Annotated in this window: 10 protein-coding genes, 1 other RNA gene and 1 other annotated feature; of the genes, 10 read left to right on the top strand and 1 reads right to left on the bottom strand. The window is 38.6% G+C overall.

The features are described from left to right. Window positions 1–82: 82 nt before the first annotated feature. Window positions 83–1,915 carry an N-acetylmuramoyl-L-alanine amidase family protein gene (locus tag RST01_RS02830; protein WP_147193925.1) on the bottom strand — a complete coding sequence of 611 codons (1,833 nt, stop codon included), beginning with the start codon at window positions 1,913–1,915 and terminating at the stop codon, window positions 83–85. Window positions 1,916–2,164: 249 nt separating this feature from the next. Next, window positions 2,165–2,404, top strand: a binding site (T-box leader). Between the two features lie 79 nt (window positions 2,405–2,483). Here RST01_RS02830 and hisS point away from each other — a divergent pair. From hisS to RST01_RS02780, 10 genes are all read left to right on the top strand, one after another. Continuing rightward, the gene (gene hisS / locus RST01_RS02825; RefSeq protein WP_147193923.1) at window positions 2,484–3,773 is read left to right on the top strand and encodes a histidine--tRNA ligase; all 1,290 of its coding nucleotides are present in this window, start codon (window positions 2,484–2,486) and stop codon (window positions 3,771–3,773) included. A gap of 2 nt (window positions 3,774–3,775) precedes the next feature. After that, entirely contained in the window at window positions 3,776–5,554 is a 1,779-nt protein-coding gene (gene aspS / locus RST01_RS02820; RefSeq protein ID WP_066786127.1) for an aspartate--tRNA ligase, read from the top strand. Window positions 5,555–5,804: 250 nt separating this feature from the next. Then, window positions 5,805–5,996, top strand: a non-coding RNA gene (ssrS, locus tag RST01_RS02815) — 6S RNA. 221 nt (window positions 5,997–6,217) lie between these two features. Then, complete coding sequence (gene nagE / locus RST01_RS02810) at window positions 6,218–8,161, top strand: N-acetylglucosamine-specific PTS transporter subunit IIBC (RefSeq protein ID WP_147193921.1); 1,944 nt, start codon at window positions 6,218–6,220, stop codon at window positions 8,159–8,161. Window positions 8,162–8,373: 212 nt separating this feature from the next. Further along, entirely contained in the window at window positions 8,374–9,525 is a 1,152-nt protein-coding gene (gene nagA, locus RST01_RS02805; protein WP_244946633.1) for an N-acetylglucosamine-6-phosphate deacetylase, read from the top strand. A 34-nt stretch (window positions 9,526–9,559) separates the two neighbouring features. Further along, window positions 9,560–10,282 (top strand): GntR family transcriptional regulator, encoded by a 723-nt coding sequence (locus RST01_RS02800; RefSeq protein ID WP_147193917.1) that lies wholly within the window; start codon window positions 9,560–9,562, stop codon window positions 10,280–10,282. Window positions 10,283–10,285: 3 nt separating this feature from the next. After that, window positions 10,286–11,005, top strand: coding sequence for a sugar isomerase domain-containing protein (locus RST01_RS02795; RefSeq protein ID WP_147193915.1), 720 nt, complete (start codon window positions 10,286–10,288; stop codon window positions 11,003–11,005). A gap of 18 nt (window positions 11,006–11,023) precedes the next feature. Continuing rightward, window positions 11,024–11,293 (top strand): phosphocarrier protein HPr, encoded by a 270-nt coding sequence (locus tag RST01_RS02790; RefSeq protein WP_147193913.1) that lies wholly within the window; start codon window positions 11,024–11,026, stop codon window positions 11,291–11,293. Continuing rightward, window positions 11,287–13,008 carry a phosphoenolpyruvate--protein phosphotransferase gene (gene ptsP / locus RST01_RS02785; RefSeq protein WP_147193911.1) on the top strand — a complete coding sequence of 574 codons (1,722 nt, stop codon included), beginning with the start codon at window positions 11,287–11,289 and terminating at the stop codon, window positions 13,006–13,008. Before RST01_RS02790 ends, ptsP begins: the two co-directional genes overlap by 7 nt. Before the next feature lie 17 nt (window positions 13,009–13,025). Then, entirely contained in the window at window positions 13,026–13,721 is a 696-nt protein-coding gene (locus RST01_RS02780; protein WP_221297937.1) for a glucosamine-6-phosphate deaminase, read from the top strand. The last annotated feature ends 15 nt before the right edge of the window (window positions 13,722–13,736 follow it).

The following is a 13,736-nucleotide window of genomic DNA, read 5'->3' as shown; positions in this document are numbered from 1 at the left end:
CAAAGATAAATAAAAACCGAACAAGTGTGATGATAATCGCACTATAGTTCGGTTTTTTATATGCTATTCCATTTTCGTTTTATCACTTGTTACGACCAAAGTAGATTAAAAGCCCATTTACAACACCTTCTGCAACAGTTTCGCGGAAATCATCTGTGTTCACAAGCTTGACGTCATCCTTATTGGAAACAAAACCAAGCTCTAAGAGAATAGATACAACCGAGTTCACGCGTGTTACTTGAAGACTTTTATCTTTAAGCGCGCTATTGTTTGCTTTCCGAATATTGTAATTTGGATATTCATCTTTTATGGCTTTCGTAATTTCATCGTTAATTATTTTTGCAAAGTTATAGCTAGAAACCTTAGCAGATGATGTATAGTAGCTTTCATAACCACTTGCTGCTGCAGGACCAGAATTATGATGAACACTGATAAAGGCATTGGCTCCGACCTTTGCAGCATAGAACGAACGTTGATCCAGTGTCAAAAATTCATTATCACTATTACGTGTCATAGAAACTGTACCACCGACTGCTTGGATTGCGTCTCTGACAGCGCGTGCTGCATATAGATTCAATGTTTTTTCATAGACTCCATTGCCGACAGCACCGGAATCTTGTTTACCGTGGCCTGCATCTACTACAATTTTCAACCCTGTTAGCGAGCCTTTTAAAGGGTTCGATACAGAAGTTGTTGGTTTTTTTGTTGTAATGGTACTAGAGCTAGTATTCGCTGAGATCCAGCCTTTTTGTTTTGAGTTATATTGAACCTGTACCCAATTGTTGCTTGAAATACGTAAGATTTTAAAGTAATTGCCTTTTGAAGCTTTTCCTAATGTAGGTGCCACTGTAGAAGGCAGTGAACGAATATTCAATGTATCAGCTTTCATTACGAAGTAAGAAGTCTTAGACGGTATGCTTGATGTAAAAGAAATATTTTCAATTGAAGCAAAGCCATAGTATGAGCTCCCGTTAATCCATCCTTCTACATCGTTATATTTTACATAAATCCAACCGTTACTAGCTTGCTTTAAAATTTGTACTTTAGTTTCGTTGGGTATAGTTTGTCCAAGTGACTTTGCGTTCACACTATAACTGTTACGCATCGTGAGACCTGTTGGTTCTGTAATATAGTAGTAGGTTGTTTGTTCAGGCACAACAATTGTAACAGAATTTGTAATTGGTTCTTTCTTTTGCTGTTTGCCGTATTTTGAAAGTACCCAGCCTTTTTTTCCTGTTTTATAAGTAACCTCAATCCACCCATTGCTGGCAATTCGTGAAATTAAAAGAGATTCATTCTTTTTTACATAAGTGAGCAGCTTAGAATCGGCATAAGGTTCAGCACGTACAGATAAAGAATTTGCTGTCACCGCGAAATAATAATTAGCTGCAGCTGCTGTCAGAGAAGGTTTAGTAGAAATAGTTACATAAGCAGCGCTTACCCACCCAGTAATAGATCCTTTACTAATTTGTACCCAATCGCCTTTTTTAGCCTTATAGGTTGCACTTTCTCCCTTTTGCATTTTTCCAACTATTGTAGAAGAAGTAGTGTTACTCTTGCGAATGTTTAGGTCATTTGTTTTGGATAAAACTACTTTTGTTGTGTTGCTAAGAGGCTGTAGTGTCTGCTTGACCACTTTTAAATAAGTAGCTGAAGCCCAACCTGTTTTATTTTTGTACTTTACTTTATACCATGAACCCTTTTTGGATAATTTGGTGACAACAGTATTTTTTTTGATGCTAAAAAGGACACGTGATTTAGACGTAGTTGGTGCATTTCGTACATTTAAAGCATTCGCTGTCACCTTCAATTTTACTGTAGCAGCTTCTGCTTTTGGTATGACTGCAAATAATGAAAACACTAGCAATAAGCAAAGTGTGACAATGGTCGCTTTCTTTCGATTATTAGTATCCATGTTTTTCCTCCTTTTCTACATTGTAAGATGAAAAGTCATAAAAAACTACAACTTTTTTGATAGTTTAATAAAAAATTTTTCCTTTATTCCACATCTTTCGGGAAAACTTCATAAATACAGCTTTTAAATTTTGTTAAAATTTTGATGATAAAAAAATATAAAATATACAAGAAAACCTAGATCAAACAAAGATAGAGCAATAGTTGACATATTCCTTAGAAATGATATTATAAGTATTATCTAAAAAATTGATCGCCAAAGACCAAGAAAGTAACAATCAGCAAGTACTTTTTAGAGAGGAATAAGCCGTGGCTGCAAGCTTTTCCATCGTACTGATTTGTGAATAACACTTGAGAGGCTTTTCTTCGAACGGACATGGTTCTAGTAGGGGGAAACGGAATCGGCCGTTATCCGATTTGAGAGGATTTAGTCATTATACTAGATCAACTAGGGTGGAACCGCGGAAGCTATAGAGCTCTCGTCCCTTGCATTTATGCAGGGGGCGAGGGCCTTTTTTGTTAGGATTAAGCACTAGTTGATCTTTTTTAAAATAGAAAGGAGTTCTACTATGAATTTTAAAGTTCCTAGAGGTACGCAGGATTTATTACCTGGTGTAACAGAAAAATGGCAAAAAGTTGAGGAGATTATCCGTGAGCTATGTCATCTTTACCGCTATCCAGAAATCCGCACACCAATTTTTGAAAGTACTGAATTGTATACGCGTAGCGTAGGTGACACCACTGATATCGTACAAAAGGAAATGTATACGTTTAAAGATAGAGGGGATCGTTCATTAACATTGCGCCCAGAAGGTACAGCAGGTGTTGTTAGATCATATGTAGAACATAAAATGTTTGGCCAGCCAGATCAGCCGATTAAGCTATCTTATTTAGGGCCAATGTTCCGTTATGAACGACAACAAGCTGGTCGTTATCGCCAATTTGTTCAATTTGGTGTAGAAGCAATTGGAAGCAAAGACCCAGCTATTGATGCAGAAGTAATTTCCCTAGCTATGAATATTTATAGCAAGGTAGGACTTCAAGATGTGAAGCTTGTCATCAATTCACTTGGGGATCAAGAGGTACGTGCAAATCACAGAGAAGCTCTAGTTAATCATTTTAAGCCACATATTGATGAATTCTGCCAAGATTGCCAATCGCGATTAGAAAAAAATCCTTTACGTATTTTGGATTGTAAGGTAGATCATGATCATCCGTTAATGGCGACTGCTCCAGCATTGACAGATTATTTAAACGAAGAATCTGCGAATTACTTCGACAAAGTAAAACAGTATTTAGATGTCTTAGGCATCTCTTATGAAGTGGATCCTAACCTAGTACGTGGATTAGACTATTACAATCACACAGCATTTGAAATTATGAGTACGTCAAAAGGCTTTGGTTCGATCACAACATTATGTGGTGGGGGAAGATACAACGGCTTAGTAGAAGAAATTGGTGGACCTGAATCACCAGGTATTGGTTTTGGTATGAGTATTGAACGCTTGCTACTAGCATTGGAAGCAGAAGGCAAAGAGTTGAATATTGAAGACCAGTTAGATATGTATATTGTTGCTATGGATGAAGATGCGAAGTTAAAAGCGGTTGAGCTAGCTAGCTCATTCCGAGCAAAAGGCATTTCAACAGAGCTTGATTACACGGACCGCAAAATGAAAGCGCAAATGAAGTCAGCCGACCGAAAACAGGCTACATGGGTTATCGTGCTAGGTGAAACAGAATTAGCGGAACAACAAGTGGCTGTAAAACATATGGCTACAGGCGATCAAGAGAAAGTGCCGTTCTTCGATTTAGTAGAATATTTAACAAAACAGAAGCAGAAGCAAATGGAGGAAAAGTAAAGATGGCTATAAGAACACATGAATGTGGTATTTTACGCGGCGAACATGCAGGTGAGCGCGTGGTTTTAAAAGGATGGGTACAACGCCGAAGAGATTTTGGCGGCTTGATTTTTATTGATTTGCGCGACCGCTCAGGGATTGTACAAATCGTATTTACTCCAGAAAACTCACAAGAAGCGCTTGATTTAGCTGATAGCTTCCGTACAGAATATGTAATCGAAGTGGAAGGCGAAGTAAAACGCCGTGCAGATGATATGATTAATCCAAATATGGAAACAGGTATGGTTGAAGTTTATGTAGACAAAGTTGAATTAATTAATAAAGCCAAAACAACGCCATTCCAAATTGAGGACCGTATTGTAGTAAATGAGGATTTGCGTCTGAAATATCGTTATTTAGATTTGCGCCGTCCTGTAATGTATAACACATTTAAAATGCGTTCAGACGTAACAAAAGTCATCCGTAACTTCCTGCAAGATGAAGGTTTCTTGGAAGTAGAAACACCAATTCTGACAAAATCTACTCCAGAAGGCGCGCGTGACTATCTTGTGCCGTCTCGTGTTCATGAAGGTGAATTTTATGCATTGCCTCAATCACCTCAATTGTTCAAACAATTGTTGATGGTATCTGGTTTTGAAAAGTACTTCCAAATTGCTCGTTGTTTCCGTGATGAAGACTTGCGTGCTGACAGACAGCCTGAATTTACGCAAATAGATATGGAAATGAGTTTCATGACGCAAGAGGAAATTTTAGACTTAAATGAACGATTGATTCAAAAAGTAATGAAAGATATTAAGGATATTGAAATCCCACGTCCATTCCAACGCATGAAATATGACGAAGCAATGGCTCGCTATGGCTCTGATAAGCCGGATGTCCGTTTTGGATTGGAGTTAATCCAACTTTCTGATGTGGTAGAAGGCTGTAACTTCAAAGTATTTGCTCAAACAGTTGAAGCCGGCAATGAAGTTAAAGGCTTGAACATTAAAGGAGCCAACGACAAATATTCTCGTAAAGACTTAGACGAATTGACAAAATACGTTGGCCGCTACGGAGCAAAAGGCTTAGCGTGGATGAAAGTAACAGAAGAAGGTTTAACAGGCCCAATCGGCAAGTTCTTCCAAGATGAATTTGGCCAAAAACTAATGGAACGCATGGGTGCAGAGCCAGGTGATACGCTAGTATTTGTAGCAGATAAACGTTCAGTTGTTGCAGATTCACTTGGTGCACTTCGTAAGAAATTAGGAAAAGATTTAGGTCTAATTGATGAATCTCAATTTGCATTCCTTTGGATCACTGATTGGCCGCTGCTAGAGTACTCAGAAGAAGAAGGACGCTATACAGCAGCACACCATCCATTCACACGCCCATTTGAAGAAGATCTTGAAAAAATGGCGACAGCTCCAGGTGAAGTACGTGCCCAAGCATATGATATCGTTCTTAATGGTTACGAGTTGGGTGGCGGTTCATTACGTATTTACGAAAAAGAATTACAAGAAAAAATGTTCGAAGTGCTTGGTTTTACAAAAGAACAAGCGAATGAACAGTTTGGTTTCCTGATGGATGCATTTGAATACGGCGTTCCTCCTCACGGCGGGATTGCATTCGGCTTAGACCGTTTAGTAATGTTGTTAGCTGGCCGCGATAATCTACGTGATACCATTGCATTCCCTAAAACAGCATCTGCTAGCGACTTAATGACTGAAGCGCCAAGCGAAGTATCAGAAGCGCAATTAGATGAACTTCATATTAAAACAAAAACACTTGCGGATGAATTATAATTAAACCTAAAAGTGATAAAAAAAGAGGTCGAGAAAAATTTCTCGATTCTCTTTTTTTATGTTTAACTCTTGTGTGAGAGTGGTATATATTCTTATCTTACAAGATTTAATATTATTATCAGCTCGATTGAAGACTGATGAGAATTAAGTCAAAGAAATGTAAGGAGCACGAATGAAAGATTAATAATTAAAAGAGTAAAAACTTTTATTTTGATTTTTCAAAACTTTCGTGTTAATATGTATTTAACAACAAATCCTGAGGTGTTCGTTGAAGCTCATATCGTCTTGACCGAACATATCGTCTTTGGGAGTTGCTCATTTTGGAATGGCAAACATGCCCTTTACTTAGTAGGGGACTTTTAAAGTTTCGAATACGACACCCACCTGCTAGAGTGCGGGTTCAAGGCTATTTGCATTACTCGACGGCACAATCGGGATTTGTTCATATTGTAAGATTGATAACCTGTGATTCTCTAAGAATCAGAGGATTTTTTTATGGAATATAATGCTAGAAATACATGATTAATTTTTTTAAAACCGGCAATATTTTATAGCAAAAGAGGGTATATCTTCTGGAGGAAAATAATACTTTATTATTGTATGAAAACGCTTTATACTAATTGGTATAGACAACTATACCAAAACAAAGGAGAGTGTATTGAAATGTTAGGTTTCTTGCAAAAGATTGGTAAATCGCTAATGTTCCCGATTGCAACCATGCCTGCAGCTGCATTGCTTGTTCGGCTTGGCTCGCCTGATATGATTGGGAGTAGCCATGTGAAATTTATTCAAATTGTCGCCAAGGTTATGGAAGCATCAGGTAATGCAATAATTGGTAATCTCCCAATTATTTTTGCTATTGGTATTGCGATGGGTTTTGCTTTTGACAACAATGGGGGTGCAGCGTTAGCTGGGGCGATAGCCTATTTAGTTTTATCAGGTGTACTTGAAAAAATAGATAAAGATTTGAATATGGGTGTTTTCGGAGGGCTTGTTTCGGGTATTGTCGCAGGACTTTTATATAATAAATTTTATAATGTAAAGTTTCCTGAGTGGCTTTCATTCTTTGGCGGCAAACGATTTGTCCCCATAATAACCTCGATCACTATGGCTATAATTGCCGCGTTGCTTGCTTATATTTGGGGACCAATTCAAGGAGTTATTGATTCTACAGGTAACTGGATTATCGGAGCAGGCGCTATTGGATACGGGGTTTACGGTTTCTTAAACCGTTTGTTACTTCCGATTGGTTTGCATCATGTAATCAATACAATAGTATGGTTTGACTTTGGTAAATTTACGGATGCTGCGGGTAAAGTAGTAAAAGGAGATATTCCTCGTTTCTTAGCTGGAGATCCAGCAGCAGGACTCTTCCAAGCTGGTTTCTTCCCGATTATGATGTTTGGTTTGCCAGCAGCTTGTTTAGCTATGTACTTTGCAGCTAAAAAAGAGAAACGCGCTATTGTGGGCGGTATGTTCCTGTCAATCGCCTTAACAGCTTTTGTTACAGGGGTAACAGAACCAATCGAATTTACATTTATGTTCTTATCTCCAGTTTTATATGCAGTGCACGCTGTATTAACGGGTATCTCTTTAATGATAGCGGCTGCATTAAATATTCATGATGGTTTTGGTTTCTCTGCCGGTCTAATAGATTATTTATTGAATCTCGGTATCGCACAAAAACCTTTCTTGCTTATACCTCTTGGTTTAGCATTTGGCGCTATCTATTTTGTAATTTTCTATTTCTTAATAACAAAATTCAATTTAAAAACGCCAGGCCGTGAAGATGACGAGGATGAGGAAACAGAAACAATGCAAGGAACAGAAGATGAAGTACTTGATGCAAAAGCTTATCATACAATTGAAGCGCTAGGCGGCAAGGAAAACATCGTGCAAGTGGATCATTGTACGACACGCCTTCGTTTAACTGTAAAAGATGCGGGTTTGGCGAACGAAAAAGAATTGAAAAAATATGGTGCACGTGGTGTTATGCGCATCAGTAAAACAAACTTGCAAGTCATCATTGGTACGTCTGTAGAATTTTTGGCAGATGCAATGAAAAAACGCATCGTCAAAGGAAATCCAGCTCCCAAAAATGTAGTAAGTGAAGCAGCATTGGAAGAGACAGATGTTACACATACGAACTTATTGCCGGAAGACTTTGTTATGCCGGTAACAGGTGATGTAATTCCACTTTCAGAAGTACCTGACCAAGCATTTGCATCTGGCATGATGGGTCCTGGTTTCGGTATTTTGCCAAAAGACGGTGTTATACAATCACCTGTTGACGGAAAAGTGATGATGATCTTCCCGACAAAACATGCAATTGGCCTTGTAACGGATACAGGAATAGAAATTTTAATCCATATCGGCCTTGATACGGTAAAATTAAATGGTAAAGGCTTTGAGGTGCTAGTAAAACAAGACCAGCTTATTCAACGCGGGGATGATTTAATCAAAGTTGACTGGGCATATGTTAAAGAAAATGCTCCATCCATTGCGACACCTGTAATCTTTACAAACTCACAAGATAAAAGCGTGAAGCTTGAAAAAACAGGCTACCAACGTAATGGAACATCAAATATCATCAGATTAGAAGAATAAAATTTAAGTCAGGTATAACAACAGATTAAAGAATGTTGTAGCTTTAATAAAAGTGAAATCAGCTAAAACTCTACAGTCCAGAAAGCTTGGGTCTAAATGTGGAATAGAAGCTGATTTCACTTCATTCCAATCATAAAGTGTTTTAAAGCTATGTAACATTATATTTAAAGTTTTCTGTTAGACACCTGGATTTTCTTTAGGAGATGTTAAATTTGAAGCAAACATGCCTGATAAAAAATGTAACCCTTGTAAATGCCGATGAACGTATGGACAATTATGACGTCTATATAAAAGATGGCGTTATTCAACACATCGGCCGTTTGATAGAGATAGAAGCAGATGAAGTGATAGATGGCGTTAACCAATATCTTCTTCCAGGATTTATCGATTTGCATATACATGGATCAGCTGGTAGTGATGCAATGGATGCTACGCCAGAATCGCTTCATATAATGGCGAAATCTCTGCTGAAAGAGGGGACAACCAGTTTTCTTGCAACTACCATGACTCAATCGATTGACACGATAGAAGAAGCACTAAAAAATTTAGCTGTTTTTCAAAGTGGGATAGATGAAGCCGAAATGGTCGGCGTTCACCTGGAAGGTCCGTTTGTTTCGAAAAAACGCGCGGGTGCACAGCCGCTCGAGCATATTATTCCACCCCAATTATCATTATTCCAACGGTTTCAAGAACTTAGCGGATACAGGATTAAAGAAGTAACTGTAGCACCAGAAACAGATGGCGGATTTGAATTTGTAGAAAATGTCGCAAAGACAGGCGTTGTAGTTTCTATCGGTCATTCAGATGCAACTTTTGAAGAAGTGCAAAAAGCAGTAGTTCTTGGCGTGAAACAAGGAACGCATCTTTATAATCAAATGCGCCCCTTCCATCATAGGGATCCAGGCGTGGTAGGAGGTACATTGCTTCTGCATGAAATTCAAGCAGAGATCATTGTCGATTTCATTCACTCACATAAGGAATCAGTTAAGCTTGCTTATCAAATGAAAGGCGCCGAGCATATTATTTTAATTACCGACGCAATGAGAGCGAAAGGCTTACCCTATGGTGACTACGATTTAGGTGGGCAGCTTGTTCATGTCACAGAGAGTGGCGCTCATTTAGAGAATGGCGCATTGGCTGGCAGCGTATTAAAAATGGATCAAGCTCTTCTAAATATGAAAGAAGCAACCAACTGTACACTACAAGAACTTGTCGCTATGACATCCTTCAATGCGGCAAAGCAATTGAATTTGACTGGCAAGGGAAGAATCAAAGAACATTATGACGCCGATCTCGTTTTATTGGATAAAGACTTAAAGATTCAAAAGACGATTAAAAAAGGCAACGTCATTGAAAATCTGTAGTGTAAGTTCATTAATTTAAAGGTGTTGAATAGATTTGGTTGATCGGAATTCGCATGTGCCTATATATATACAGATTGAAGATATCATCAAAGAAAAGATAGCGGTTGGCGAGTACATTAAAGGATCTTCTATACCTTCCGAAAGGGAGCTGTCTGAGACATACAATGTCAGCAGGATGACAGTGAGGCAAGCGATTACAGGATTAGTTAATAGTGGTTTGCTATATAGGGAAAAAGGGAGAGGCACTTTTGTGGCTGATCCTAAATTTGAACAGCCGCTCAATGGCTTGACCGGTTTTACGGAGGATATGATCGCAAGAGGTATGGAGCCGAGCAGTGATATAGTACTGTTTGAGAAACAACTACCTTCTTTTGAAATAAAGCAAGATTTAGGTTTAAACGATGAAGATGAGGTATACTTTATAGTGCGTATTCGAAATGCGGATCATCTTCCCATGGCTATTGAAAGGACGTATATACCTGTTAAACTTGTCCCAAACTTAAGCAAAGATCAGCTAAGTGGATCTCTCTATCAATTGATTGAGCAGGAATACGGACTAGACATTCACAATGCCACACAGCAGATGGAAGCCGCTATTGTTTCAAAAGAGGATGCAAAATATCTAAACGTTGGGCAAAAAGCAGTTGTCTTGATTATCAAAAGAACAAGTTATTTATCGAACGGAAGGCCGTTTGAACTTGTGCGCAGCGTGTATCGCGCAGACCGTTATAAGTTTATAAGCGAGATTACGAGGTGACACATGAACAATTATTTTGCTGAAGTCACGCATCTTTTAAAAGATGTATATGAAAAGGAAATGCCTGCCATAAAACAGGCAGCGATACTAATTGCAGAGAGCGTGAACAAAGGGGGCATTTTACAGTTATTTGGCTGTGGACATTCTCACCTTCTGGCTCAAGAAGCATTTTATAGGGCAGGCGGATTGGTTCCTGCCAAACCAATTAGTATAGAACCCCTTATGCTTCACAGTGGTGCGCTCACTTCTTCTAAAAATGAAAAAGATCCAAATTTTGTTGAAAAGCATATAGAAAATTTTGATTTTCACGATGGAGATGTCCTTCTTATTATTTCTACATCTGGGCGAAATGCTGTTCCAATTGACGTTGCACTTTTAGCAAAAAAGTTAAAAATCACCACCATCTCGCTTCAGTCTCTTAACTATTCAAGGGAATCTTCAAGGCACCTTTCACACAAACGGCTTGAGGATGTAGTAGATGTGATAATAGATACTCATGTGCCTGTTGGCGATGGCGTCCTGTACAGAGGCAATCTGCAATATGGTCCTGTCTCTACAACCATCGGTTCTTGCATATTGAATGCTTTGATAAGTGAAGTGGTGGAGATAATTATGGAAAAAGAGGAGCGCGCTCCAGTATTTTCTAGTGCAAATGTGGATAAAGCAGGAAAGAATAATGAAGCTTTGGTAGAACAATATCAAAAGCGGGTCAATTTTAATTAACTCTTGGAGGTATTTACAATGGAAAAGAAATTTAACATTACAGCATCAGAAGGTTTACATGCAAGACCATGTACAGTTTTAGTACAAGCTGTAACACCCTTCTCATCAGAGGTTCAGCTTACGTATAATGACAGAACGGTAAACCTTAAATCAATTATGGGTGTGATGTCACTGGGCATTCCTTCAGGAGCAGAGATTTTAGTATCTGCGGAAGGAAGCGATGCAGATGAAGCTTTAAACAAAGTCAAAAATGTTCTTTCTACAGAAGGAATTGGTGAAGAATGCTAGAAATGAAGGGGATTGCCGTATCAAACGGTATTGCCATTGCTAAAGCGTATTGTTTAGTAGAACCAGACTTGTCATTTGAAAAAGTCTCCATCAGCGATTCAGAGGCAGAAAAAAAGCGTCTGAAAAATGCTGTAGCCGAAGCTAAAAAGGATTTAGAAGGAATCAAAGCAGAAGCTGAAAGGAAATTTGGACTTGATAAAGCAGCCATTTTCCAAGCACATTTGCTGGTATTAGAGGATCCTGAAATGCTCGGTATGATTGATGGGAAAATCGATGAAGGTACGAATGCAGAAGCTGCTCTCCATGAGGTATCAACCACATTTATCGAGATGTTTGAGGTAATGGAGAATGCTTACATGAAAGAAAGAGCAGCAGATATACGAGATGTGTCAAAGCGTTTATTGTCAAAATTATTGAATGTAGAGATACCAGATTACAGCCATTTAAATGAAGATGTAATCATAATCGCAAATGACCTTACACCGTCTATGACGGCTCAACTCGATAAAACACATGTTAAAGGATTTGTGACAGATATCGGTGGTAGAACCTCCCATTCAGCAATTCTTGCTAGAACAATGGAAATCCCAGCGATTGTTGGCGCCAAAACAGCGACAAAAGATATCCAACAAGGATCATTAGTCATTGTAGATGGTTCAAAAGGCGATGTTATAGTAGATGCAGCGCCGGAGATAGTTGGTACATACCAAACGGCTCAAAAAGCTTATCTTGAAGAACGTGCATACTTTGAGCAGTTTAAGGGCGAGCCAAGCATTAGTAGAGACGGACACCATGTTGAAATCGCTGGGAATATCGGTAAGCCTGAAGATGCAGATATTGTGTTAGAAAATGGCGGAGATGGCGTAGGTTTATTCCGAACAGAATTTTTATATATGGACCGCACTGATTTGCCATCTGAAGAAGAACAATTTGTTTCTTATAAATCTGTTCTTGAAAAGATGAAAGGAAAGCCAACAGTAGTTCGGACGTTAGATATTGGTGGCGACAAGAAGCTTCCATATTTGAAAATGGAAGAGGAAATGAATCCTTTCTTAGGCCACCGTGCCATTCGCCTTTGTTTAGATGATACAGCATTGTTCCGAACGCAGCTCCGTGCATTGCTTCGTGCAAGCATTTATGGCAATTTAAAAATTATGTTTCCTATGATCGCAACACTTGATGAATTTAGAGAAGCGAAAGCCATTCTAGAGGATGTGAAAAAGGAGCTTGTAACCGAAGGCAAAGAAGTAAGCGATACCATTGAAGTCGGTATGATGGTTGAAATACCTTCTACTGCTGTTATGGCCGATTTATTCGCGAAGGAAGCAGACTTTCTTTCTATAGGCACAAATGATTTAATTCAATACACACTTGCAGCAGATAGGATGAATGAAAAAGTTTCTTATTTGTATCAACCGTATAATCCTGCTATTTTGCGTCTTGTGAAAAGTGTCATTGACGGCGCTCATAAAGAAGGCAAATGGGTAGGTATGTGTGGCGAAATGGCAGGCGATGAGATAGCAATTCCTATTTTGCTTGCAATGGGACTAGATGAATTCTCAATGAGTGCATCTTCAATACTTAGGGCACGTGCACAAATCGCCAAATCTTCAAAAGAAGATTTAGAAAAGCATATAGAAAAGATTCTGCAACTTTCCTCCAATAAAGAAGTTTCAAGCTATGTAACACAATATTTAATGAAGGAAACTAAATAGAAAAGGGAAGTGACCAGTTGGCTATTCAATTAGAAACCGTGAAGGACCTAGATCAATTATATACTCGAGCTTTTCAATTGATTGAGGAGCAGAAAGACAATGGAGCTAAAACTTTCGGACTTGCAACTGGAGGAACAATGCTTCCTTTATACGAACGTATCCGAAATAGCTCAATTGACTTCTCTAACTGTGAGAGTGTAAATTTGGATGAATACGTTGGATTACCAAAAGAACATCCTGAAGGCTACCTTTCTTTTATGACGCAACAATTGTTTAAAGAGAAGCCTTTCAAAAATTCTCATTTACCTAATGGAGAAGCTACAAATCCAGAATTAGAAGCTAAGCGATATGAGGAGCTTTTACAATCCCTAACTCTTGATTTTCAATTATTAGGCGTAGGTGAAAATGGACATATCGGTTTCAATGAACCGGGTACTTCTTTTGACAGTGAAACCCATGTCGTAGATTTGACACCTTCTACAAGAACAGCTAATGCACGATTTTTTGAATCAATTGATGAAGTTCCTGAAAAAGCGATTACAATGGGTATAAAATCCATTATGAGGGCGAAATACATCCTTTTAATCGCAGTGGGAGAGAAAAAAAGAGATGCGATCAAATCTTTAATCGATGGGAATATGACTGAAGAGGTGCCAGTAACCGTCTTAAATAATCATCCAAACGTGATTGTTTTGACAGATTTGGATTTCTAGATAAAGAGAAGGCCT

It is taken from the genome of Rummeliibacillus stabekisii (assembly GCF_007988965.1).
Lineage (GTDB): Bacteria > Bacillota > Bacilli > Bacillales_A > Planococcaceae > Rummeliibacillus > Rummeliibacillus stabekisii.
The sequence above is the reverse complement of the archived record's forward strand: the minus strand, read 5'-3'. Positions and strand labels throughout refer to the sequence as shown.

What these genes read in the sequence shown, in the direction of transcription:
- RST01_RS02830 (WP_147193925.1), bottom strand. Translation starts at nt 1,915, where the DNA reads ATGGATACTAATAATCGAAAGAAAGCGACCATTGTCACACTTTGCTTA.
- hisS (WP_147193923.1), top strand. Translation starts at nt 2,484, where the DNA reads ATGAATTTTAAAGTTCCTAGAGGTACGCAGGATTTATTACCTGGTGTA.
- aspS (WP_066786127.1), top strand. Translation starts at nt 3,776, where the DNA reads ATGGCTATAAGAACACATGAATGTGGTATTTTACGCGGCGAACATGCA.
- nagE (WP_147193921.1), top strand. Translation starts at nt 6,218, where the DNA reads ATGTTAGGTTTCTTGCAAAAGATTGGTAAATCGCTAATGTTCCCGATT.
- RST01_RS02795 (WP_147193915.1), top strand. Translation starts at nt 10,286, where the DNA reads ATGAACAATTATTTTGCTGAAGTCACGCATCTTTTAAAAGATGTATAT.
- RST01_RS02790 (WP_147193913.1), top strand. Translation starts at nt 11,024, where the DNA reads ATGGAAAAGAAATTTAACATTACAGCATCAGAAGGTTTACATGCAAGA.
- ptsP (WP_147193911.1), top strand. Translation starts at nt 11,287, where the DNA reads ATGCTAGAAATGAAGGGGATTGCCGTATCAAACGGTATTGCCATTGCT.